Origin of the sequence: Streptomyces rishiriensis, assembly GCF_003112535.1 — a bacterium.
GTDB lineage: Bacteria > Actinomycetota > Actinomycetes > Streptomycetales > Streptomycetaceae > Streptomyces > Streptomyces rishiriensis.
This window is the reverse complement of record NZ_BEWA01000027.1, coordinates 26,230-49,751: the sequence shown is the minus strand read 5'-3', so window position 1 is coordinate 49,751 and position 23,522 is coordinate 26,230. Positions and strand designations below refer to the sequence as shown.

Below are 23,522 nucleotides of genomic sequence, written 5' to 3'. Positions count from 1 at the left end.
TGAGCACAGCGTGCAGAGGGCGCGGAAGTGTCAGTCGTCATCGATCTCTTCGGTGATCCAATCCTGGGGTACGAGAGCCTGGCCGTTGCTGCGCCGCCAACGTGCTTCGACCGAGCTGCGGAAGGGCTCGTCGTCCAGGTCCGCGTGCTCCATCACGATCACCTGGAAGTCGCCGTCAAGGGCGTCGACCGTGTTCTGGATGGTCCTGTAGAGGTTGAGCAAGGCGGTTCTGTCGGGTCCGGCCAAGGCGGTGCCGTCCGGGGCGTCTTCGGGGAAGTAAACCTGGGACGGCTGGTCGAGGATGAGGAAGCGGGGCACGGGATTGCGTTGTTCGGAGAACCACTCGTGCATGCTGAGGAGGGTGGCGACGTGGTAGCCGAGCCAGTTCTCGCCGCCGCCCATGTCGGCCAGGCGGACCGGTCCGCGGGTGGTGTCCGCGACGACGGTCAGCCCTCGCGGGTCAAGGCGGATGGGTGACTCCTTGTGTTCGAGATCCAGGGCGACGGCCTTGTCCTTGATCTTCGTGTTGATCCGGGAGACGAAGCTGTTGAGCCGGTCGTCTCGTGCTCCGGCTCCGATAGCCTCCTCAAATTCTGCGATCTTCGCTCTGATCTCTTCGCGCCGGTCCACGACTTGAGGGCCTTGGACGTGGCGTCCGGCCGTCTCCAGGAAAAGACTGATGCGGCCTTGGACAAGCACCGCTCGTCGCGCGGCGTCCGCCTGGCCTTGCGCAGCGCGCTGTCCGGCGGTCAGCGTATCGAGCTGCTCCTGATTGCGGCCCAGAGCACTGCGGATCTCCTGCAGCGTGCCTTCTTCCGCTGCGATGAGGGCGTTGATTTCGGGGGTGTCGCTGCCGATGACGGTCATGTCGGCGTCGAGGCGGCCGAGGTCGCGGTTGATGACCTCCGCGATCTGGCTCAACTGAGACTGGTGGCTGTCGCACACCGGGCAACGAGCCTCCCGGTCCGGGGCGTTGGCAGGTGTGAAGAGGTTGAGCGTGGCCAGGCGGGCATGCTGCTCTGCCGCTTGCTCGAGAAATTCACCATTCTCCCGAGCTGCTCGCTTCAGGTTGGCGATGCGGGCGCGAGCCCGTCCGTGCTGCTCACGCAGCTCTCGGCGCTGCTCAACGAGGGCGGCGACCGGATCCTCTCCGGCATCAGGCGTCTGCGTGGGGGCGGTCTCGGCGATGGCATCGCGCAGATGTTCCACCGCCCTCTCTGCCGTCATGTCCTCCCGAGGCAGCGGTTCCAGCAGACCTGCCTCGACGGCTTCGGTCACCAGGGCCAGTGCCTGCCCGGACGCCGGCGACAGGCTGCGGGCAGCAGCCACCGCTGCCTCCATCTGCGCGAGGTCCTGACGCAGAAGACGCAGCCGGTTTTCCAGCAGCGCCTGTTCGGGATCGACGGCACCGAGGAAGTAGGGGATCATCGCCCGGATCGTCGCCGGCAGGAACTCCTCGCCCTGCGAGTGGAACAGCAGGTCCGGATTGGCGACCTCGTTCTGCTTCTGCAGACAGAAGAAGAGCGCATGGCGCACCGACGGCGGGATCGGGGTAGCGCTGCGCACGGCCGGGATCCGCACCGTGCGGTCGATACCGGCGAACTCCGACAGGACATCCTTGGCGATGTCGAGCGGGGTGGAGAAGGTCAGCTCGGAGCGCTGCGGCGGCGGTGCGTCAAGGGCTTGGGAGACGACGCACATCGTGGTCGCGGTGGCAGCCTTGCCCGCTGGAGCCGGGCGTGCGACGAACAGCTGCTGTTGGTCCTTGACCAGGGTGACGGCGAAGACCTGGACGAAGTTGCGCAGGGCCGCGCCCTTGATGACGTAGTCCTTGCTGGCCAGGCAGTAGTCGACGATGTTGAGCAGGGCGCTCTTCCCGCGTCGCGAGTCGCCGGTGATGATGTTGAGCTTGCCGGTCTTGAAGGGGACGGTGCGGATGCGGCCGTCTTCGTTGTAGATCGAGATGGCGCTGATCTGGAACGTCACGGCCGGACTCCTAGCAGTGTCATGACGGTACTGAGGCTGCCCGTGCTGGGGAGCCAGCGCCCCAGCAGGAGGGCCGCTTTCTGGATGGCCTGGACTTCGTCCGTGGCGCCGTTGATCGTCTTCGTGAGCCGTCCCCGCGCCACGGTGAGCTGGCCCTCTTCATCGACGTGCAGGGCGTCACTCTGCAGGGCCAGGAGCAGGCCGGGGCGGACCACGGCGGCCAGGGCGGTGGCGTTCTGTGACATGGTCACTTTGACGCCCTTGTTCTCCTCCAGCCATCGGGTCAGCCCGCTGTTGAGGGTTTTCGGCAGCGTGCGACGCACGGCCGGCTGCAGGGCCATTACGGCGGACAGGACGGCAACCGCGATCGGGCATGGACGGCTGTACTGGACTTCGTGGCCCTGGACGGCGCGGCAGGTGACCAGTGCGGTGAACGCCGGGTTGTACAGGGCGCGTTCTTCCCGGCTGAATTGAGTGAGGGTGTTCACGCCTGCGTTGCTCCCGCCGGCTCCAGGACGGCCATGAGCCGCGTCATGAAATCGATGTGCCAGCCCACCTGTAGATCGTTGGCGAGGATGTGGAAGGAGCCCTTGGAGACGAACGGCTCGTCGCATCCGATGCGGATGCGTGGCCGTGCCTCGCGCGTGGCCCACCGGTAGATCTCCTTGGCGGCCGTCAGCTTCTCCGCTTCCGTTGCCGCGGCTCCCAGGTTGTCTTCCATCTCCGCGAAGAGGTCCTGCCATTCCTCGATGAGCCTGCGCTCGTACTTGCTGATCTCTCCGGGCAGCAGCAGATTGTCATCCGACCACCGGGAGCGTTGGGTGAAGGCGCGGATGTAGTCGCGCACCGCGATGCCGACCCTGGTCTTGCCGATGTCGATGAGATCCAGTTGGCGGACGAAGGTCATGTTCGCGTAGTCCGACGGATCGGGTTCGAGGACGGCGATGTCCTCGTCAATGGGCAGGTTCTCCGGGCGGAACTGATTGCGGAGATCGGTGAAGATCTGGTCGAACTCGTCGCCCGTGATCGCATCCATCTCGTCCGTGCGCAGCTGCCGGATCGTGCGCTGGTAGAACCAGCCCTCCAGACGCTGCAGGAATGGCTTGGCGTAGGCATGCCCCACAGCGGAGACCACGCGCTCCAACAACAGGTTCTCCACCTCGTCAACATCCGGAGCATTGCCGATGACCTGTATTCGGGCCAGCATGTCCCGCCGCTCGTCAGCTGAGAGCTTGTCGAAGGCCTCGTACGCCTTCTTGTTGTCCTTGCTGGTGGAAGCCTTCCGAGCCGCCTCCAGCGCCTTGAGTGCTCGGCTCTCGTCCCTGACACCGGAGGCGACAGGCTGCAGGAGATAGCCGGCGGAATCGGCCGTCAGGTCGGCGGTGGTCAGGAGGAAGAGGTCTGTCTCGTCCAGGTCCAGCTGCTTGTTGGTGATCCCGTGCGCCCAGATCCGCAGTGTCTTCCACAGGTCCGTGCTGTAATCCGACATGGTGACACCGGCGGCCCGGTGCTTGAGCTGGTACAGGACCCTGCCGCCTTCGACGACTTCCTCGACGTCGTCGCCGGCTTCGATGGCGATGCACCAGTCGAGCCCGCGGCCGTGCTGGTCGACGCAGGAATGAAGGGCTTTGCGGAGCTGGTATACGTAGCCAACCGCGGACGCCGATGCCTCGAACGGAGCGGTCGTGTCCGCCATCTCTTCTCCCAGGTCTCACCGGACTCATGCACGTGGCACTGATCCTTACACGGTGCACATATCGCCCGACACCCCTCTGACAAGCACCGGTGACCTGTTGCGCATCGCACCGTCGACGCGACGGATGTCACCAGAGGGTGAGTGGGAGCCCTGCTTCCTCAGCGGAGCTGATGCGCTTCTCGATCGCCTCGGGGGATTCACCGGATCGCGGCCGGCACGAATGACGTGTGCAACAGCGCGCGTACGGCGGCCGCCCCGCGCGTATCCGCGAGCGGACCGTGGGGATCGCCTCGTCGAAGCCTCCACTCGGCTCGGTTCTCGGCGCGTGGGGCCGAGCCTAAGGTGGGCGGGGTTGGCGCAGCCATGGAAGTCGCAGGTATGGCACGGGACGGGGTCTTTGGCGGATGATCAGCCGGATCGGGCTATCACCCCATAAGCGAGCTGGTAGGCAAAAAAGGTGCGCCGGAACGGTGCCGCGGCCAGACGGATTAGGCAGGCTCGCGGCGCGAAAGGATGCATGGCGTTGAGCTGACGGCCCCCAGCCACGGCCAGTACAGGGTCGGGGGCCGGATGTAGCGCTTGTCCTCAACCTCGCGAGGACGTCCCCGTCGTTCAACCAGGACAGCCGATGCTCGGCTGAAAGCCGGATCGGTGTCGGCTCTCCGAGGAGCGAGACTGCTCTGCGGCCCGAACGCGGCTGCGCGGTGACGCTGCCGGGGGGAAGGTCAGAGCGAGCTGAACGCAGTATGCCAGCGGCATGCGAGGGGCGGTTCCTGGTCTGGGTACGGCTCATGGATGGACGTTGCCCGAAGCGAACCAGTCGCGAGCTGTTGTTTCTGCCCCGTCCGGGAGGTCGTTAGTGAAGACCACGGCCAGGCCACGGCGGGCTCGCGAACAGCAGACGTAGAAGAGGTTGCGTGACCGTTGGGTACGGTCGGGTTTGTCGGTGCCGGCCAGCATCTTGCCGATGCTGTACATGGTCCAGGCGGAGTCGTCGATCACAACGACGACGTTCTCGAACTCATCTCCCTTGACGCCGTGTTGGGTGGAGAAGGGGGTGAGTTCGTCGATGAATTGGGTGACGCTGATGACTTCCCTGTAGGGGACGCCGCGGAGGCTGTTGGAGAAGTCTGCTTGCCGCTGCTGTCGCTCGTCGAGACCGGTGGCGGTTCTGCGGCGTTCGCGGTCTCTCACCTTTCCTGGCACGGTGAGCAGAGGACTGCCGGCCATAAGGTCCAGAACGTCGCCGACGGTCCCGGTCGTGCGCACCGCGTCGAGCTTGCGGATGGCTTCGCTGACGATCCGCTTGTCGGCGTGCTGGGTGATCCGTCTCTTTCCCTGGGCCAACAGGCTGGTCAGTTCCACGAAGTCCCTGGCGTGGTACGCCGTGGACAGTGCCTCGATCTGCGTCAGGTACTGGATGTAGGGCTCGTTGCGAGCCATGAGGTCGTCCGGGCCGTGACTGCCGAGCTGCCGGTACTGATCCAGCAGGTTGGCGTATTCCAGTGTGCCTGCGATGCCTCGGTGGGTGAGCAGGAGGTACTTGGAGTTCTCGGGTGACCAGCCCTTGCTCGCGAGGGTGGCTCTTGCGGCAGCCAACCGAGGTGGGCCGGGTGGCGCGTCGGTGTTGAGGAAGAGGTGCACTTCGCCCTCCTGCTGCTCGCCGCAGGCCTCCTGGCGGAGTTCGGGCCGCATCTTGTTGAGAACGTCGACTACGGGGCGCGAACACCGGTAGTTCTGGAGTTTGGTGATGGGCGTGAGCCTGTCATGGCGGACTGCGCCGACGCCGGATCGGTAGATCTTCTGCATCGAGTCGCCGAAGAGGCCGATCACGCAGGGCTCTTTGCCCGCTCCCGCCAAGTAATCCAGCAGAAGTTCGATTGTCTTGGGCGAGGTGTCCTGGTACTCGTCGACGAAGATGACGGGGTACTTGCTGGTGATGATGCGTATGAGCTTGGGGTGGGCGGCGACGAGCCGCAGGGACAGAGCGATGACATCGTCGTGGGAAATGCGGCCCTCGCTCAGTTTCCGCCCGCGGTCGGAGTACTCGATCACCGGGGGAGTGGTCACCTCATCGAGGTCTTCTGGATTGCGCAGGTCCTTGTTGTAGTCGAGGATCTGCTGCCAGAGCTCACGCGGGTAGTCCTGGACGACGCTCCAGAGGAACTCGTGGATGGTGCCGACAGTGACGAGTGGATCCGCCGAGATGCGTTCGAGAATCTTCTTCTTGGCGACGTTCGTGTACGTGATGCAGGCGATCCGCCGGCCCTTCGCTTCCAGCTCCGTGCGCCGGTTGCTGAGGAGGTGCTGAAGAGCGCGGACGAGGTCGGTCGTCTTGCCGGCGCCTGCCCCTGCTTCGACGAGAAAACTGCGCCGGGCGTCTAGTTCTTCGATCACGGCTTCGAGGGTGTTCAGGCGAGCCACTGAAGTCCTTCGGCGATGTAGCGGGGGACTGCCCAGTCCTCCAGGAGCATGACGTCGAAGGCGAAGTCGGTCTTGTGCTTGGAGAGCCGTTTGGCGATGGCGAACGCGGCGGCTTCGATGTCCTCAGCGGTGGGGTCGGCCCCGACTTCCGACACGAAGGCTCTCTTCAGCTCCAGATGTCTGAGGTCTTGGGCGAGGACGGCTGAGTTGGCGATGATGAAGGCGTCCTCGAAACTCCGCGCGCAGACGCCCGCCTCCTTCTCCGGGACCTGATAGGCCACGCGCACGTGGCCATGCTCCTTGTCAGCCGGAGCGGCGGCGAGGAGCTTCGTGATGCTGGATTGACCCGGGAGCCAGTTCTTGAGCGTGGAGTTCGAGGTGACCGCCAGATCGGTGCTCGGCGGGCACGCCTTCTGATCCTGGGGACTGACGGAGTCGATGTCGGTGATGACCAGGGTCTTCACGTTGAGGAACTCCAGCAGCGCCTGGAACCGGACCGCGTAGGCGTCACCGACCTCGATGACCGACACGTACTGGTGTAGGAGCCCATCGGCACACCGGCGGACCATCTCGGGCAGCAGCAGCCGCTCCGCGGTGCCTTCGATCAGGATTACCTTGTCGGCGAAGAACATGTCGCACCGGTGCAGGACCATGCACTGGCGCAGGAATCGCAGTGTCTCGTCGCCGTGCGGGGTTGCCTTGACTTTCGCCTGGAAGGTGGAGAGGTCCTTGACCTTGCCGTCGGGCTCGGAGCGATCGAAGTACCGCACCGTGTGGAATCCGCCGCTTGCGACGATGTGGGACGAGTGCGTGGTGATGACCACCTGCACCTTCCACGGCGCCTTGCGCTTGATGAAGTCCTGGATGTTCTTGATGAAGACCTCCTGCATCTGGGGATGCAAGTGGGCTTCCGGCTCCTCGATGAACAGCACTTGCAGCGCCGGCTTCGGAGCAGCACGTTCGTAAGCCTGGTGAAAGCTGATGACCTGCAGGATGGTGAAGATCAGCTTGCTGTAGCCGAGCCCGTTGTGGCCCTCGGGAAGGTGGAAGCCGTCATCTCCGGACGGGTACTGGAGCCGTGTACTGCCTCTGAGGATGCCCGACCCCTCCATGAGGGACACGATGCGGGGCTTTTCGACCGGCGTGATGGTTCCTACCCCGAAACTGCGCAGATCTTCGAAGACCGGGTCGAACAGCGATTCGTAGCTGGTGTCGAGTTCCAGCGATGCGGCCGTCAGGGCGTCCTCGATCTGCTCGATACTCTGGTGACGGCCCTCGGCTCCGCTCTTGACCTTGTAATAGGTCTCGAACGTCTTGGACAGCGTGCGGGCCTTGTCGCCAGGGGTGTCGTCGACCTTAGTCTGCGCGTAGACGAACTTGACGGAGACGATCGCCTGTGCGGCAGTGCGCGTGATCCCCTTCGTCACCTTCTCGTCGACCGGGCTTACCGCTCGATAAATGGGGGCGAAGTGCTCCGTGAAATTCTTGCGTAGCCACTTGATGGGGTCGAACTTCTGCCTCTGGCTCGCTGTCCAGAAGTCCTTGAGGAAGTCGTGCGGCCGTGCCGCCTCCAGGGCGGCTTCGATCTGGACCGTGAAGCAGGAGTCGTCGAGGTCCAGGATCACGTCCGTCAACGGGGCGAGGTCATCGTCCTCGTCATACTCGATCGTGAGTCCCAGCCGGATGGACGGCACGAGCTCGTATGCCTTGGCCAGCAGGCTCTCACGCGTCTCCTGATCGCCCTGCGCCGCGTGCCCGTTCGCCTCGCCGAAGATCTGAAGCGCCTGCTCGATGTCGGCGATGCGGCAGGTGGAGAAATCCTCCAGCATGAACTGAGTGTCGTCGTCGCCGAAGAACTTCTCGAAAAGGTTGACGAACGATGTCTTGCCGCTGTTGTTGCGTCCCACGATGAGCGTGGTCTTCTGATCAATCCGCACATCCGCCTTGTCCAGAGCGCGGAAATTGATCACCTTGGCATGGGTCAGCTGCATCGCACTCCCGACATCGGTCCCACCCCCGGCTCACGAAGCGGCACATGCCTTAGGCCACCGTGAGTCAATGCAGTATCTGGCACCGAAGGGACGGGGGCGGCTACTTGGCTCAAAGTGGTCAATGGTGCGTCAGATTGCGTCTGTTTCGGTCGGGTTCGGTCGATGTTCTGGGTGGGTCAACTGCTGCTTGGACCGCAGGCGCAGCCCTGTGCGACGCGTTGCCGTGGAGACCGGCCCCAGGTCACCCACAATCGACAGCAGCGAGGGAGACTTGCCCCACTCGCAAGCAGTAGCAGGTGGCCCGGTCGGAGCTGTGACGTGGCATGCGCAGGGTGTCCCGCCGGCTTTGTAATACAGGGCAGTGTGGACATTCCAGGCTCTGGTGGCCTCGTCCTGCAGAGGCCGGACGGCTTGCCCGCTGCTCCTGGCCGGGATCCCGGTCCACGTCTCCTTGCGCATCAGTTGCAGTGGCGCTGACAGCGTGAGCGCGGCTCCTTTGAGCAGATCATGAAAGTCCCCTCTGCCGTTGCGCTCAATTTGCTCTTCGTCGTGTTCGGCCGGGCTTTCCGATGACGGTGGGTGGTCTTCACGGTCGTTGAGTTCCTCGGGGCGGGCACAGATCACGACCCGGCAGCGCCCCGTCTCGGCCAGCGACCGGGCGGCGTCGGCGTAGATATTGACCGCCTCGGTTGTGGCGGAGGCGATGTCGGCGCGTGCCAGGCGGCGCAGTTGGTGTTCGGAGATCTCGCGGACGAGAGCGTCGTCGAAGACGAGTTCCCTGCTGAAGGGGGAGTCGGTATTGAAACCGGAGAAAGGGCTCGTCCTTGGTGACGCCGCACCACCGCTCAGGCTTCGGAGGCACGTCGAGGTAGACCGGGCTGCTGCGGGGATGCCGGTCCAAGAGGTCTGTGATGCCGGTGCGGTCCACGACGATGCAGGCGAAAGAGCGGCGGGAGAGCAGGACGCACAGGCGGCCGGTCTCCAGATGGAAGGCGGAGGCGGCCTGGCGGCCGGAGAGCGGGTGCCAGACGAGGGCGATGTCGAACTCACGGCCCTGGAGACGGTTGGCAGTGTCCACGGGGATATCCGTGAGGCGCCACTTCTCCGGCTGCGCGCGTACGCGTCCCCTTGGACTGTGCGGGCGGCGCCGATCACGATGCGGGACTCGGCGAGCGGCTTCCCCTTCACCAGCGCCCCTCACTCCAACAGCCGGGCCGCTGTCGCCGCCGAAGATCTCTGGCCCCGCTATGGGCACAAACGCCTCATAACCTGTGCTGTACCAAAGTGCCAACTATTTCGCTGATTCTGCGACTCCGGCCACTGAAGCTACTTGGCATCAGTGCAGGTCGTGAACGTGACCTGGTGCCAACTAGCGAGCCCGGTCACACTTCTGTGTGCCCGTGGGCGTACACCATCGGCAGCGGCCGTTCTGGCGGGGATCTTGGAGATGCCGTTCGCGGACTCGAGGGCGGTGGATGACTGAGCCCTGCTGCCCTTTTGCCAGGTGACGTCCTCGAAGCGGGTGTGCGCATCGATCCGTTGGTGCAGGGGGCGGGCCGGCTCGCGATAGCGCGGCAACGTGGGCGGGCCCCGTCCCTGGTAGGGCGGCAGCTCCGGCTTGGCACCGGCCGGGCGGGCGATCTCCTTGGGCTCGACAGCGACGATGTAGGACCAGCCGCGTTCCTCCAGGACCAGGCGGAAGCAGACATGCGGCCGTATCCGCAGTCGGCCACAATCACCGGCACCGACGGAAGCCAACCCGCCAGCCTCTCCAGCAGCCCCAGGGTCAGGCGGGGCTTGGGCACATGCCCCACCTCATCGGGCACGCCCGCAGCCGTGCGACGACGGGTGTCGTGCGCCCGTTCCTCGGGTAGGAACAATTCCCATTCCAGTGGGCAGGAGGCGGTATCCGTGGCCGCATGCACACTGACGGCGACCTGGCAGGTGGCCCGCTTCCCCAGTGCCCCGCAGTACTGCCGGGCCACCCCCACCGACGCCTGCCCGCACTTGGGAAACGCGACGTCGTCGATGACCCACACCTCGGGCTTGACGACCTGGACCAGCCGCTCGGCGATCCGCCGCCGCACCGGCGTCCACTGCCACGGCGACTGGTTGACGAACTGCTGCAGGGCCTGCATGTTCCCGTCCGGCAGCCGCTGCGCCATCGGCTGGATCGACTTGCGCCGGCCGTCCAGCATCAGCCCCCGCAGATAGCAATCGCTCTACATCGCAGGCATCTTTCTTTGGTCCGCACGATGATCCAAACGAAAGTCCCTAGGTGCGACTGGGCCAGCCGGAAGGCGACGTGGGGAGTGTCTGCGATGACTGTGTAGGGCACTTCTTGCTCCGTGCCGCGTCCGCCGAGCACGCACCTGGTCACCGGGAATGCCTCGAAGCGCGGTGAACTCCAGCCTCTGGCGGGCCGCGGACCGGGTCCGCTCCGCTCGGGGCGTGCGTCGGCGCTACGGGGCGGTGGGACGCGGGGCGGGTGAGGGCGAAGAGGTAGCCGCGTTCGTCGTCGAGACGCAGGGCGTGGGGGACGGAGGGACGGCTTCGGAGAGGTGCGGGTGGCGGCCCTGCTCCAGGCGGGTGTAGCGGGTGGTGACACACGCCAGGGGCGCGACCTCCTCACGGCTTGGGCACCCGGCGCGCCCCGCGCCCGGTGGCAGTCCGGCGGTGTTCGGGGTGAGGAGGGGGCGACGGGAGCGGAGAAAGTCGCCGAGTTCGCCGTTGTACCCCATTCCTCAGGTATTGGAGGCGCGTGGGACTGTGTGCGGTGCGAGGATGACCCAGACGACGCTCAGGTGGCCGGTGCGGTAGAGGGCGGGGCCGTCGTCCCCCGGACCACGAGGTGTGGAGCGACCACCTGTTCCCCGGTACCGGTGTCGCGACCGTCCAGGCGTGCGATGGCCCGGTCCACGGCGAGGTGGGCGAGGCGGGGGATGTCCTGCCCGACGGTGGTGAGGTCGATATGGGCCAGGCGGGCCAGATGGCTGTCGTCGAAGCCGACGACGGAGATGGCGCCGGGGACGGGAATGCCGCTGCGGAGGAAGACATCGAGGACACCGGTCGCGCAGCGGTCGTTGAAGGCGAGGACCGCGGTGGGGCGCGGTTGGGAAGCGGCGAGAACCTGGGCGGCCTCGGCGCCCTCTGCCTCGGTGAGGCCCCCGGGCACGACGCGGATGTGCTCGGTGAGACCGTGGCGGCTCATGGCGGTGCGGTAGCCGCGTCGCCGGTCGGCTGCGCCGGGTGCCTTGCCGCCGTCGATGTGGGCGATGGCACGGTGGCCCAGCGCCACGAGGTGGTCGACTGCCTGGCGGGCGCCCTTGTCGTCGGCGGTCCGTACGACCTCCAGGCCGGGGACGGGTGGCCGCAGGTGGCGGGCCACAGAGACGACCGGCAATTGCCCGGCGAGCTCCGTCAGCCGTGAGGCGGGGGCCTGTGGGCCGAGCAGGATCAGCGCCTCGCAGCGGTCGTCGAGCAGGGTTTCGACGGCGCGCTGCTCACCCCGTTCGGCGGTCACGGCGCTCAGCGCGATCTGGTATCCGGCTGGTTCGGCGGTGGCGTAGATGCCCTCCACCAGGTCGGCGTGGAAGGGATGTTGGAGGCCGAACTGCACGCCGAGCAGGTGGGAGCGGTGGCTGCGCAGCAGTCTCGCCCGGGCGTCCGGGCGGTAGCCGATCTCCCGCGCGGCCTCCAGGACACGCTCGCGGGTGGCGGCGCTGGCCCCCTTCGCCCCGCGCATCACGATGGAGGCCAGCGCGGTGGACACGCCTGCCCGCGTCGCCAGGTCGGCGAGCGTCGGCCGCTTCCCGTCCGGGACCGCCGGGGTCGCAGGCATCCTGTCCTCTCCTGGTCGGTCTCGTCTGCTGGGGACCGATTGTAGAACGTTCCATGTGGGCGTTGCTTCAGGAGGGGGCTCGGCAACGGCACGGTGACGTGAGAGGTACGACCCTGGCGGCGGCCGCTCGGGCTGGAGAAGGCGCCGCCGAGTCGGCGTCGTGTGCTCGGTGCTACGGCCGCACTGTCACCGGGCTCTCCCTGACGTCACCCACGCTGACCGCACCGCCCGTGGCGATCGAACCGATCGAGGCGAGGGCGATGCCCAGCGCGGCCCGAGCGTCCTCGCCGGTCACCGACGGAGCACGCTTGTCCCGGACGCTGTCGGTGAACTCGGCCAGTTCGGCAACGTAGGCCGCGTGGAAGAGATCCTGGTCGTAGCTGACGCACTCGGCGGCAGCGCCGGCCACACCGTAGGACGTGAGGTGGCTGCTGCGCAGGTCACCCAGGGTGAGCATGCCGGTCGAGCCCTTGACCTCACCGCGGACGTCATAGCCGTACACCGCCTGGAAGTTGGCCTCCGCCGTGGCGATGGCGCCGTTGTCGAAGCGGATCGTCACCACGGCCGTGTCGAGCAGTCCGTGTTCCTTGAAGTCGGGCCGGACCAGGGCGTCGGCCATGGCGAAGACCTCGACGGGCTCTGAGCCGGGGTTGAGGTAGCGCAGGACGTCGAAGTCGTGGATGAGCGTCTCCAGGAAGATCGTCCATGGCGGGATGCGCGACGGGTCGTGCAGGTTGGGGTCCCGGGTGAGGGAACGCAGCAGCTGCGGGGTACCGATGTCACCGGCGGTGATCTTCTCGTGGGCGGCGCGGAAGCCGACGTCGAAGCGGCGGTTGAAGCCCACCTGGAGCACCACGCCCGCCTCATGTGCGGCGTTGATGGCGCGGTCGGCTTCGTCGAGGGTGACGGCCATCGGCTTCTCGCAGAAGACCGACTTGCCGGCGCGTGCTGCGGCCTCGATGAGTCCGGCGTGGGTACGGGCGGGCGTGACGATCACGACCGCCTCGATCTCGGGGTCGTCGAGCAGGTCACCGATCTCCGTGTACGTCTTGGGGCAGCCGAGACGATCGGCCAGAGCCTTCGCGGCCCCGGGTGCGGGATCGGCAATGGCGGCCAGCCGTACCCCGGGGAGGCGGCGGGCCAGGGTCTCGGCGTGGAAGGAGCCCATGCGTCCGGCGCCGATGAGGCCGACCGCGAGGGACTGGGGGGAGGTCATGGCACATACTCCGTGATCTACGTCGTGGCTTCGGTGGTGGCGGCTGCCGTGGTGCGCGGACGCGAGGGCGGGGCAGATGTCCCGCGGTCGCTCCTGTCAGACGGTGAAGGCGGCCCGGAAGCGTTCCAGAGCGGCCTCGCTGTCGCTGGATGCCCATGCCTCCATGGCGACGGTGCCGTCGTAGCCGATGTCTGCGAGGGCCCGGGCGACGGCCGGGTAGTTGATCTCTCCCGTGCCGGGTTCGCAGCGGCCCGGCACGTCCGCCACCTGGATCTCACCGATGAGTCCCGCGCCGTGGGCGCGGCGCACCAGCTCGATCAGATTTCCCTCGCCGATCTGGGCGTGGTACAGGTCCAGGTTCATGCGCAGACCGGGCCGGTTCACGGCGGCAACCAGCGCCAGGGTGTCGGCAGCCTTCGCGAAGGGCACCCCGGGGTGATCGACGGCGGTGTTGAGATTCTCCAGGGTGAAAATGACCCCGGCGTTCTCGCCGAGCTCGGCGATCCGGGTGAGTGTGCGGTGCGCGGCCATCCACATCGCGCCGGTGGGCTCCCCGGGTACCGGCACCACGGGCAGCCCCTGGCTGTCCAGACCGGTTCCGTGGAGGTTCAGGCGAGTGCAGCCCAGGTGCTCGGCCGCCTTGAGTGACTCCTCGGCCGTGCGCAGCAGTTCGGCGGCGCCGTCGTCCTCGGTGAGGCTGCCGCTCACGTACCCCGTCATCGAGACGATCTCGGCGGACGAGCGGGCGAGGGCATCGAGATCGTGGTTCGTCCAGTCCCAGATCTCGACCTGGAAACCGGCCTCGTGGATACGCCGTGCCCGCTCCTCGATCGGAAGGTCGCGGAAGACCATCTCCGCACAGACCGCCAGTGCGTACATCGTGGTTCTCCTCATCTCCGGACGACCGGAAACTAGAACGTTCTATATACTCTGACCAGTACGCCAGTCACCATGAGCCGCTGTCAAGTGTCCGGTGGCCATGAAGCCTGTAACGTTCTAGCAATCTCGCGCGGAAGCCGTCGGCACCGCGTAGAAGCCCGCCACGGCGCGTCAACTGCGCCGGGGGTCCCCATGGGCCGGCCACCGCGCGAGCCGGTGGCTTGGTTACTCGGGGGCTCTGCTCGGCTGCTCGTCGGCAGGGAGCGTCAGTCTCGGGCGTCGGGTGCCGGTCAGGCCGCAGCCGGCCAGGTGCTCGCGCGTGCTGACGGCGATGGGCAGCGGCACCTCGGGTGCGCAGGGGTAGAGGTCTTGTTCGACGATCACGAACAGCTCGGCGTCGAGGGTGGCGAGTGCGGTGACGATGTCGGCGGGGTTGGGCACGCCGGCGGGCGGGGAGACGCACACCCCGCGCTTGACGGCCTCGCCGAAGGAGAGGTTTTCGGCGGCGACCTGGGCCAGGACGGCGGGGTCCATCTGCTTGATGTGGACGTAGCCGACGCGTTCGCCGAAGCGGCGGATGAGGTCGAGGTTGTCGCCGCCGCCGTAGGCGACGTGGCCGGTGTCCAGGCAGAGGTTGGTGTAGCGGGGGTCGGACTCGTTCAGCAGCCGTTCGATCTCGGGCTGGGTCTGGATGTGGCTGTCGGCGTGCGGATGGATGACGAGGCGTACGTCGTACTCGTCGAGCAGCAGCTTGCCGAGCCGGTCGGCGGCCCTGCCGAAGCCCGCCCACTGTTCGGCGGTCAGCTCGGGCGACTCGGTGAACGCGCCCGTCTTCTCGTCCCGGAACATGGGCGGGATGAAGACGAGGTGGTGGGCGCCGGCGGCGGCGGTCAGGCCGGCGATCTGCCGGACGTGGGCGAGCATGTCGTCCCAGGCCTCGGGGCGGTGCAGCGCACCGAAGACGGTGCCGCCGGAGACCTGCAGGCCGCGGGCGTCGAGTTCGTCCTTGAGGCGCTGCGGGTCGGTGGGGAGGTAGCCGTAGGGGCCGAGCTCCAGCCACTCGTAGCCGGCCTGGGCGAGTTCGTCGAGGAAGCGGGTGTACGGCACCTGGTGCTCGTCCTCGGGGAACCAGACGCCCCACGAGTCGGGGGCCGAGCCCAGGCAGAGGTTGCCCGCAGTGGTGCGGAAGGGAGGTGGCGCCGTTGCCATGGTGTGTCCTTCGGAGAGCGGCACGGAAAACTCAGTTGGAGGTGGGGAAGGTGAAGCCCGCGCTGACCTGCTGCTTGGGCTGGGGCCAGCGAGTGGTGACGACCTTGGGGCGGGTGTAGAAGCGGATGCCTTCGGGGCCGTGGATGGGGGAGTCGCCGATGAGGGAGTCCTTCCAGCCGCCGAAGGAGTAGTAGGACATCGGGACGGGCACCGGTACGTTGATGCCGATCATGCCGACCTTGATGTGGCGCTGGAAGCGGCGGGCTGCTTCGCCGGAGGCGGTGAACAGGGCGGTGCCGTTGCCGTAGGGGTTGGCGTTGATGACGTCGATCGCCTCGTCCAGGGTCTCGACTCGGAGGATCGCCAGCACCGGGCCGAAGAGTTCCTCCTTGTACGCCGCCATCTCGGTGGTGACGTGGTCCAGGAGGGAGGGGCCGGTGAAGAAGCCCTCGGCGTAGGCGGGGTCGTCGAGCTTGAGACCGCGGCCGTCGACGACGACGGTGGCGCCCTGGGTGGCGGCGACGCCGACCGAGCTCTCGACGCGCTCCTGGGCGGCCTTGGTGACCAGCGGCCCCATCTCGGTGCCGGGCTGGTCACCGGGGCCGACCTTCACCTCGCGGGCCTTGCGCTCCAGCACCTGCACGAGTCCGTCGGCGGCGTCGCCGACGGCGACGGCGACGGAGACGGCCATGCAGCGCTCGCCGGCGGAGCCGTAGGCGCCGGCGGTGATGTGGTTGGCGGCGAATTCGAGGTCGGCGTCGGGCAGGACGACGGCGTGGTTCTTGGCGCCGCCGAGGGCCTGGACGCGCTTGCCGTGCGCGGTGGCCTGTTCGTGCACGTACTTGGCGATCGGCGTCGACCCGACGAAGGAGACGGCCTCGATGCCGGGGTGGGTGAGGATCGCGTCGACCGCGTCCTTGCCACCGTGCACCACGTTGAAGACACCGTCGGGCAGTGCGGCCTTCTTATACAGCTCGGCGACGAAGTTCGCGGCCGACGGGTCGCGCTCACTCGGCTTCAGGATGAAGGTGTTGCCGGTGGCGATGGCCATGGGGTGCATCCACAGCGGCACCATCGCGGGGAAGTTGAACGGGGTGATGCCGGCGACGACGCCGAGGGGCTGGCGGAAGTTGTGCACATCCACGCCACGCGAGACCTGGTCGGAGAAGGAGCCCTTGAGGATGTCGCCGAGGCCGCAGGCGAACTCGACGACCTCGCGGCCCCGGGTGATCTCGCCGCGGGCGTCGTCGACGGTCTTGCCGTGCTCGGCGGAGATGATCCTGCCCAGCTCCTCCTCGTGCTCGAGGAGCAGCTGGCGGAAGGCGAACATCACCTGCGTGCGCTGGGTGAGCGACGATTCCGACCAGGTCTCGAAGGCGGCAGAGGCAGCCTGGACGGCCGCGTCCACGTCGGCCGCGCCGCCGAGGACGACCTGGGCCTGCTCGGCGCCGGTGGCCGGATTGAAGACCGGCTGGGTGGCCGTGGCGGTGCCCTGGACGGGAGCGCCGTTGATCCAGTGCTGGATGGTGGTCACGGTGCGGGTTTCCTTTTCGGGGACGGGACTTACAGGTAGTGGCGCTGGTTCTGCTTCTGAGCGGCGTACGTCTCGTAAGCGGAGCGCGTGGTGTCGAGAGCGGAGGTCTGGCTGACGGGGACGTCCCACCAGCCGTGGCCAGGCGGGTTGGGGCCGTAGAGGTCGGTCTCGACGTGGACGACGGTCGTGCGGGTGGCGGCCTTGGCCTTCTCCATCGCCGCCCGGAACTCCTCCACCGACGTGGCGTGCAGGACGTCCGCGCCGAGGGAGGAGGCGTTGGCGGCGAGGTCGACCGGGAGGACGTCGCCATCCAGTAGGCCCGAATCACCGTCGCGGAAGCGGTACTTGGTGCCGAAGCGCTGGCTGCCGAGTGACTCGGACAGCGAACCGATCGACGCGAAGCCGTGGTTCTGGACAAGCACGATGATGACCTTCAGTCCCTCGGAGACCATGGTGACGATCTCCTGGGCCATCATCAGGTACGAGCCGTCGCCGACCAGCACGACGACCTCGCGGGTCGGGTCGGCCATCTTGGCACCGGCACCGGCGGCGACCTCATATCCCATGCAGGAATAGGCGTATTCGACGTGGTAAGCCTTCGGGTCTCTGGCGCGCCACAGCTGCTGCAGGTCGCCGGGCATGGAGCCGGCAGCGTTGATGACCACGTCACGGTCGCCGAGGACCTCGTTCAGGGCGCCGAGGATCTGCGTCTGGGCGGGCAGATCACTGGTGTTCCGCTCGGGAGCAAAGCACTCGTCCTCGATCTGCCGCGTCCGGGCGATCAGCCGGCGGATGTGACGGCGGTAGGTCTCCTCGACCTCCCAGCCGTCCAGCGCTCCGGAGAGGGCCTGGATGCCGAGCCGGGCGTCGGCGACCAACGGCTCCGCCGAGTGCTTGACGGCGTCCAGGCGGGCCACGTTGAGATTGACGAAGGTGACGTCCGGATTGCCGAAGCCGGTGTGGCTGGCGGTGGTGAAGTCCGAGTACCGCGTGCCGATACCCACGACGACGTCAGCCTCACGCGCCAGCTCGTTCGCCGCGTACGACCCCGTCGATCCGATGCCGCCGACCGCGTACGGGTGGTCCCAGGGGACGGCGCCCTTGCCGGCGTGGGTATCAGCGACCGGGATCCCGGTGGCTTCGGCAAACGCGCGCAGCACGGTCTCCGCACCGGAGTACACGGCACCGCCGCCCGCCACGATCAGCGGCTTGCGGGCATTGCGCAGCAGACGGGCGGCCCGCTCGACGGCGGCCGCCTCCGGCACCGGGCGGCCCACGTGCCACACCCGCCGCCGGAAGAACGACACCGGCCAGTCGTACGCCTCGGCCTGCACGTCCTGCGGCAACGCGAGGGTGACGGCACCTGTCTCGACCGGGTCGGTCAGCACCCGCATGGCCGCAAGGGCGGCCGGGATGAGCTGCTCGGGCCGCGAGATGCGGTCGAAGTACTTCGATACGGCGCGGAAGGCGTCGTTGACGGTGACGTCCCCGCCGCGGGTGTCCTCCAGTTGCTGCAGCACCGGGTCGGCGGCGCGGGTGGCGAACATGTCAGAGGGCAGCAGCAGGACCGGCAGCCGGTTCGTGGTGGCCAGCGCCGCGCCGGTGATCATGTTCGTCGAACCCGGCCCGGTGGAGGCGGTGCAGGCGAAGGTGGCCAGTCGGTCGCGCATCTTGGCGTAGGCCACCGAGGCGTGGACCATGCCCTGTTCGTTGCGGGCGAGGTAGTAGGGCAGGTCGGCCTCGCCGGTCGTGGCCGCCTGCAGCAGCGCCTGGCCGATGCCGGCCACGTTGCCGTGCCCGAAGATCCCCCACACCCCGGGGATGAGGCGCTGCTCCCGTCCGTCGCGCTCGCTGTACTGGTTCGCCAGGAAACGCACCAGGGCCTGAGCCGTGGTCAGTCTGATCGTGTTCATCAGTGGTTCTCCTCGGCCGCGAACGGCAGCCGGTCATCGATGTCCTGGGCGTCCCAGGTCGAACGCACGCAGCCTTGGGCGGGGTCGTCGCAGATCAGCCAGGCACGGTCTGGGCCGGGACCGGCCATGACGTTGAGGTAGTAGAGGTCGTAGCCGGGCGCGGCGACGGACGGACCGTGCCAGCCGTGCGGGATCAGCACCGCGTCCCCGGAACGCGCCTCGGCCAGCACGTCGATCGGCCGCTCGTTGGTCCCGTACACCCGCTGATAGCCGAAGCCGCTCTCGCCGCCGGAGACCTCGAAGTAATAGATCTCCTCCAGCTCCGACTGCTGGCTGGGCCGGGCCTGGTCGTGCTTGTGCGGCGGATACGACGACCAGTTGCCGCCGGGTGTGAGGACCTCGCAGACCAGCAGTTGCTCGGCCTCGAAGGTACCCGGCAGGCAGTAGTTGTTCACCTGCCTTGAGCAGGCCCCGGCACCGCGCAGGTTCCACGGGCACGTTCTCTTTGGACCCGTACCGGGCGGAGAGTGAGCTCCGCCCGGTACGGGCGCTGGGCAGTGCGAACCGGCCGCCGGCCGCACTGCTGATCAGAGCCTCCGACTCGCGGGGGAGGTAGGCGAAGTCGGTGACCGAGGCGAACACGCCTGTCCGACCGGTGAGTTCGAAGACGCTGCCGGCCGTGCTGACGGTGCAGGAGCCCGTCAGCGGCAGGACCAGGAACTCGGAGTCGCCGGTGGACACGGCGTGTGCCTCGCCAGGCCTGAGGGTCAGGATCCTCAGGCCGGAGTATCCCCAGCCCGCCGACTCCGGCGTGACCAGGAGGTCATAGGGGCCATCGGAAGAAGCCCCCGACGGCAGGTGGTACTTGCTCACAGCAGGCTCACCGCCTTGTCCACCGCACCGGCGACGTCACCGTTCGAGGGGTAGAGCAGAGACCGGCCCACGACGAGCCCCTGCGCGGTCGGCTGCTTGAGCGCCTTGCCCCATGAGGCGAAGGCCGCGTCCGCGTCCTTGACCTCGCCGCCCAGCAGCAGCGCCGGGAGGGTGGAAGAGGCCAGCACCCGTCCCATGTCCTCCACCACCGGAAGCTTGAGCCAGGTGTAGGCGGTACGCCGGCCGAGCCCCGAGGCGATGGTGACGGACTTGACGACGGCATCGGTGGACAGATCGTTGCGGATCTTCCCGTCCTGCCAGGCGGACAGGAACGGCTCGACCATCGCGATGAGCTGACGGTCATTGAGCTCGTCGATCGCTCGGGCGCTGTTCTCCAGGGCGGCCGGTGTGGCGGGGTCGCCCAGCGCGATGCGGGTGAGCATCTTGCCGCCGTCGAAGCCCATCGCGGCGATCGTGGCGGCGTCGTAGCCGGTGAACCGGTCATCGATCTCGAACACCGACCCGGCCAGGCCCGCCCGGTTCATGGAGCCGAAGACGCTCTTACCGTCCAGCACGCCGAGCAGCAGCAGGTCCTCGAGGATGTCCGCGGTTCCCAGGACACCGGTCACGCCGGGCCGTTCCAGCGCGATGCACAGGCGCTCCAGCAGTTCGAACCGGTCCGCCATCGCATTCGGGTCCCCGCCGACGCCGTTGGCGCCGCGGGCAGGGTGGTCGGCGGCGATGATCATCGCCTTGCCGTGCTCGCCGAGCAGGGAGGGAGCCTTCACCCGGCGCGCTGCGGCGGCCGCGACGGCGCCGGGGTCGCCCACCCGGGCGTTCACGATCCGGCTCACATTCTCGGACAGCACGTCGTCACACCTCTTGCTGGGAGTCGTTGGTGGATGTTCCGGCCGCCTCGCCGAGCTTGGCGTCGACCTCGGCCTCGGTCGGCATCGCGTCGGAGCAGGAAAGTCGGCTCGCGACAATGGCGCCGGCGGCGTTGGCGAAGATCACGGTGCGGCGGGTGTCCCAGCCCGACAGCAGGCCGTGGCACAGCGCGCCGCCGAAGGCGTCTCCGGCGCCGAGCCCGTTGACGACCTCCACCGGAACCGGCGGGATCTCGGCGGTAGCACCGTCCCGGTCTATGGCCAGGACCCCCTTGGGGCCCTGCTTGACTATGGCCAGCTCCACTCCGGCGGCCAGTAGCGCCTTCGCCGCCGCATACGGCTCACGCTCACCGGTGGCCACCTCGCACTCGTCAAGGTTGCCCACAGCAACCGTCGTGTGCCGCAGGGCCTGCGCGTAGAACCCGCGCGCCTGGTTCGGGTCGGCCTAGAACATCGGCCGCCAGTCCAGGTCGAAGACCGTCGTCCCCGCCTTGCCCCGGTGAGCGAGGGCGGCCAACGTGGCCGAGCGGCTCGGTTCCTCGCTGAGCCCGGTACCTGTCACCCAGAGGACCGCCGCGTCCCGTACTGCCCCCAGGTCCAGCTCACCAGCGGTGATGTCCAGGTCGGGGGCCTTCGGGAGCCGGTAGAAGTACAGCGGGAAGTCATCCGGTGGGAAGATCTCGCAGAAGGTCACCGGCGTCGGTGCGATGTCCGACGTACCGACGAACCGGCTGTCGACGCCGTAGCTCTCCAGTGCCTGTCGGACGAAGTCCCCGAACGGGTCCCTGCCCGTCTTTGTGATCACAGCCGAGGAGTGCCCGTACCGGGACGCGGCCACCGCCACATTGGTCGGGCTACCCCCGAGATACTTGCCGAACGAGGTGACCTCCGCCAGCCCCACGCCGGTCTGAAGTGGATAGACATCCACTCCCACGCGGCCAATGGTCAGCACTTCGAACGGCATGACACTGATTTCCCTTCGCTCCGGAGACTCCGGGGGTGGAGAGGTGGACTTGGCGTCTGAGCCGGTTGCGCCCGTCGGTGGCGGAGACGTGTGGGCCGGGCTGGCCGCCACGGTTGTCAGGAGGCGGCTTCCTTGGTGACTGCCACGGGTGCGGTGAGGTCGGCCTCTTCGGGGAGTTCCTCGACGTCGACGCCGCGGACCTGGGACAACTCGTGCTTGAGCGCGGCGAGTTCGGCGCCGCCCGCCATGTGGTTGGTCAGCTCCTCGAGCGTGATCTGGCTGCGCTCGGCGGAGAGTTCCATCGTGCCCAGGCGCAGCACGCTGAAGTGGTCGCCGACCATGTAGGCGTGGTGCGGGTTGTGGGTGATGAAGATGACCCCGAGTCCGCGGTCGCGGGCGGCGGCCACGTACTTGAGGACGACACCGGACTGCTTGACGCCCAGGGCGGCGGTGGGTTCGTCCAGGATCAGGACGCGGGCGCCGAAGTAGACGGCGCGGGCGATGGCCACGCACTGGCGCTGACCGCCGGAGAGGGTGCCGATGGGCTGTTCGAGGTCGTCCAGGACGATGCCCATCTCGCGCAGTTCGTGGTCGGCGGTCTTCTTCATCCTCTCGATGTCCAGGCGGCGCAACGGCCAGGGGCCCTTGGTCATCTCGGAGCCCAGGAAGAAGTTGCGCCACACCGGCATCAGCGGGACCACGGCGAGGTCCTGGTAGACGGTCGCGATGCCCTTGTCCAACGCCTCGCGCGGGGTGGAGAAGCGCACCGGTTCGCCGTCGACGAGGAACTCGCCCTCGGTGTGCTGGTGCAGTCCGGAGATGATCTTGATGAGAGTGGACTTGCCGGCGCCGTTGTCGCCGAGCACACAGGTCACCTGGCCGGGATGCACCGTCAGGCTCACCCCGTGCAGGGCACGTATGTTGCCGTACGCCTTGCCCGCGTTGCGCAGTTCGACGACCGGGGAGTCCTTCTCGGGGGCCCTGTCCGCGAGGACAGCGCCGTGGGTGCCGGTTTCGTTGGTTGTCATTCGGGTCACCTCCGGGTCGCTGTGCGCTGGACCCACAGATTGATCAGGACGGCGCCAAGGAGCATGACGCCGAGGAAGGCCTTGAACCAGTCGGGATTCCAGCCGGCGTAGACGATGCCCTGCTGCACCATGCCGAACATGAACGCGCCGAAGACCGGGCCGATCGCCGAGCCGGCGCCGCCGGTCAGCAGGCAGCCGCCGATCACCGCGCCGGAGATGTAGATCAGCTCGATGCCGACGCCCTCGCCGGACTGCACGGTGTTGAACGAGAACAGTTGGTGCATGCCGACGAACCAGGCGCCGACGCCGACCAGCATGAACAGCGAGATCTTCGTGAAGGCGACCGGAACGCCGACCGCGCGGGCCGACTCCCTGTTGCCGCCGACCGCGAAGATCCAGTTGCCGTACTTGGTGCGCAGCAGCACCCAGGTGGCGATCGCCGCGAACAACAGCCACCAGAAGACGGTGATCTTCACCTGGACGCCGCCGATGTCGAAGCTGGAGGCGAAGACCTTCTTGGCCTGGTCGAAGCCGTCCATGGTGCTGATGTCGTCGGTGGCGACGTTGCCGGTGACCAGCTTGGTCACCGCGAGGTTGACCCCTTGCAGGATCAGAAAGCTGCCCAGGGTGACCAGGAAGCTCGGCAGTCCGGTCTTGACGACCATCCAGCCGTTGAAGAAGCCGATCGCCAGCGACGCGATCAGGGCGGCGATGACGCCGACCCAGACGTTCATGCTCAGCTGGTAGGCGGTCATGCTCGCGGTCAGCGCCGAGGTGATCACCCCGACGCCGGCCGACAGGTCGAACTCGCCGCCGATCATCAGCAGTGCCACCGGGACGGTCACGATGCCCAGGGTGGAGGACTGGTAGAGGATGTTCGCCATCGAGCTGGCGTCGCGCACCGGCGGCGCCGCGATCAGGAAGAACACGTAGACGGCCACGGCACCGAGGAAGACGCCCACGTCGGGGCGGGCCAACAGCCTTACGATCATGGACCGTTCGGCGCTGCGCCCGTCGGTGTCCTTGAGGCCGGGGGCCGGCGGTGAGGTCACCGCCGGCTCGGCATGCTGGGTCATGCTCG

Annotated in this window: 14 protein-coding genes and 3 pseudogenes; all 17 read right to left on the bottom strand. The window is 67.5% G+C overall.

The features are described from left to right. Positions 1 to 30: 30 nt before the first annotated feature. The 17 genes and pseudogenes from Sri02f_RS36085 to Sri02f_RS35995 all read right to left on the bottom strand — a co-directional run bounded on the left by Sri02f_RS36085 (position 31) and on the right by Sri02f_RS35995 (position 23,517). Positions 31 to 1,986, bottom strand: a complete 1,956-nt coding sequence (locus Sri02f_RS36085) for a DUF3732 domain-containing protein (RefSeq protein WP_109005530.1) — start codon at positions 1,984 to 1,986, stop codon at positions 31 to 33. Then, positions 1,983 to 2,474, bottom strand: coding sequence for a three component ABC system middle component (locus tag Sri02f_RS36080; RefSeq protein WP_109005529.1), 492 nt, complete (start codon positions 2,472 to 2,474; stop codon positions 1,983 to 1,985). The genes Sri02f_RS36085 and Sri02f_RS36080 overlap by 4 nt, the downstream gene beginning before the upstream one ends. Beyond that, positions 2,471 to 3,682, bottom strand: coding sequence for an ABC-three component system protein (locus Sri02f_RS36075; RefSeq protein ID WP_109005528.1), 1,212 nt, complete (start codon positions 3,680 to 3,682; stop codon positions 2,471 to 2,473). Before Sri02f_RS36075 ends, Sri02f_RS36080 begins: the two co-directional genes overlap by 4 nt. A gap of 789 nt (positions 3,683 to 4,471) precedes the next feature. Next, the gene (locus Sri02f_RS36065; RefSeq protein ID WP_109005527.1) at positions 4,472 to 6,106 is read right to left on the bottom strand and encodes a UvrD-helicase domain-containing protein; all 1,635 of its coding nucleotides are present in this window, start codon (positions 6,104 to 6,106) and stop codon (positions 4,472 to 4,474) included. Next, positions 6,094 to 8,097: an ATP-dependent nuclease gene (locus tag Sri02f_RS36060; RefSeq protein WP_109005526.1), complete on the bottom strand. Its 2,004-nt coding sequence runs from the start codon at positions 8,095 to 8,097 to the stop codon at positions 6,094 to 6,096. The genes Sri02f_RS36065 and Sri02f_RS36060 overlap by 13 nt, the downstream gene beginning before the upstream one ends. 1,485 nt (positions 8,098 to 9,582) lie before the next feature. Continuing rightward, a pseudogene (locus Sri02f_RS44370) lies at positions 9,583 to 10,316 on the bottom strand (IS701 family transposase); the annotation flags it as partial. Positions 10,317 to 10,897: 581 nt separating this feature from the next. Beyond that, positions 10,898 to 11,938 carry a LacI family DNA-binding transcriptional regulator gene (locus tag Sri02f_RS36045; protein ID WP_109005525.1) on the bottom strand — a complete coding sequence of 347 codons (1,041 nt, stop codon included), beginning with the start codon at positions 11,936 to 11,938 and terminating at the stop codon, positions 10,898 to 10,900. A 172-nt stretch (positions 11,939 to 12,110) separates the two neighbouring features. Next, entirely contained in the window at positions 12,111 to 13,154 is a 1,044-nt protein-coding gene (locus Sri02f_RS36040) for a Gfo/Idh/MocA family oxidoreductase (RefSeq protein WP_109005524.1), read from the bottom strand. Positions 13,155 to 13,250: 96 nt separating this feature from the next. Beyond that, complete coding sequence (locus Sri02f_RS36035; RefSeq protein WP_109005523.1) at positions 13,251 to 14,033, bottom strand: TIM barrel protein; 783 nt, start codon at positions 14,031 to 14,033, stop codon at positions 13,251 to 13,253. 225 nt (positions 14,034 to 14,258) lie between these two features. Next, complete coding sequence (locus tag Sri02f_RS36030; protein ID WP_109005522.1) at positions 14,259 to 15,242, bottom strand: TIM barrel protein; 984 nt, start codon at positions 15,240 to 15,242, stop codon at positions 14,259 to 14,261. A 31-nt stretch (positions 15,243 to 15,273) separates the two neighbouring features. Next, positions 15,274 to 16,776, bottom strand: a complete 1,503-nt coding sequence (locus Sri02f_RS36025; RefSeq protein ID WP_109005521.1) for a CoA-acylating methylmalonate-semialdehyde dehydrogenase — start codon at positions 16,774 to 16,776, stop codon at positions 15,274 to 15,276. 29 nt (positions 16,777 to 16,805) lie between these two features. Beyond that, complete coding sequence (gene iolD, locus Sri02f_RS36020; protein ID WP_109005520.1) at positions 16,806 to 18,689, bottom strand: 3D-(3,5/4)-trihydroxycyclohexane-1,2-dione acylhydrolase (decyclizing); 1,884 nt, start codon at positions 18,687 to 18,689, stop codon at positions 16,806 to 16,808. Then, a pseudogene (gene iolB, locus Sri02f_RS36015) lies at positions 18,689 to 19,562 on the bottom strand (5-deoxy-glucuronate isomerase). Before iolB ends, iolD begins: the two are co-directional and overlap by 1 nt. Continuing rightward, complete coding sequence (locus Sri02f_RS36010) at positions 19,559 to 20,431, bottom strand: Cgl0159 family (beta/alpha)8-fold protein (RefSeq protein WP_109005519.1); 873 nt, start codon at positions 20,429 to 20,431, stop codon at positions 19,559 to 19,561. Before Sri02f_RS36010 ends, iolB begins: the two are co-directional and overlap by 4 nt. Positions 20,432 to 20,435: 4 nt before the next feature. Next, positions 20,436 to 21,413: pseudogene (gene iolC, locus Sri02f_RS36005) on the bottom strand (5-dehydro-2-deoxygluconokinase). Between the two features lie 116 nt (positions 21,414 to 21,529). Continuing rightward, positions 21,530 to 22,441, bottom strand: a complete 912-nt coding sequence (locus Sri02f_RS36000; RefSeq protein ID WP_109005518.1) for an ATP-binding cassette domain-containing protein — start codon at positions 22,439 to 22,441, stop codon at positions 21,530 to 21,532. Between the two features lie 5 nt (positions 22,442 to 22,446). Beyond that, on the bottom strand, positions 22,447 to 23,517 hold the full coding sequence (locus Sri02f_RS35995) for an ABC transporter permease (protein WP_167467689.1): 1,071 nt from the start codon (positions 23,515 to 23,517) through the stop codon (positions 22,447 to 22,449). Positions 23,518 to 23,522 lie beyond the last annotated feature (5 nt).

Coding starts and splice junctions, on each gene's coding strand:
- Sri02f_RS36075 (WP_109005528.1), bottom strand. CDS start 3,682: ATGGCGGACACGACCGCTCCGTTCGAGGCATCGGCGTCCGCGGTTGGC.
- Sri02f_RS36060 (WP_109005526.1), bottom strand. CDS start 8,097: ATGCAGCTGACCCATGCCAAGGTGATCAATTTCCGCGCTCTGGACAAG.
- Sri02f_RS36045 (WP_109005525.1), bottom strand. CDS start 11,938: ATGCCTGCGACCCCGGCGGTCCCGGACGGGAAGCGGCCGACGCTCGCC.
- Sri02f_RS36040 (WP_109005524.1), bottom strand. CDS start 13,154: ATGACCTCCCCCCAGTCCCTCGCGGTCGGCCTCATCGGCGCCGGACGC.
- Sri02f_RS36035 (WP_109005523.1), bottom strand. CDS start 14,033: ATGTACGCACTGGCGGTCTGTGCGGAGATGGTCTTCCGCGACCTTCCG.
- Sri02f_RS36030 (WP_109005522.1), bottom strand. CDS start 15,242: ATGGCAACGGCGCCACCTCCCTTCCGCACCACTGCGGGCAACCTCTGC.
- iolD (WP_109005520.1), bottom strand. CDS start 18,689: ATGAACACGATCAGACTGACCACGGCTCAGGCCCTGGTGCGTTTCCTG.
- Sri02f_RS36000 (WP_109005518.1), bottom strand. CDS start 22,441: ATGACAACCAACGAAACCGGCACCCACGGCGCTGTCCTCGCGGACAGG.
- Sri02f_RS35995 (WP_167467689.1), bottom strand. CDS start 23,517: ATGACCCAGCATGCCGAGCCGGCGGTGACCTCACCGCCGGCCCCCGGC.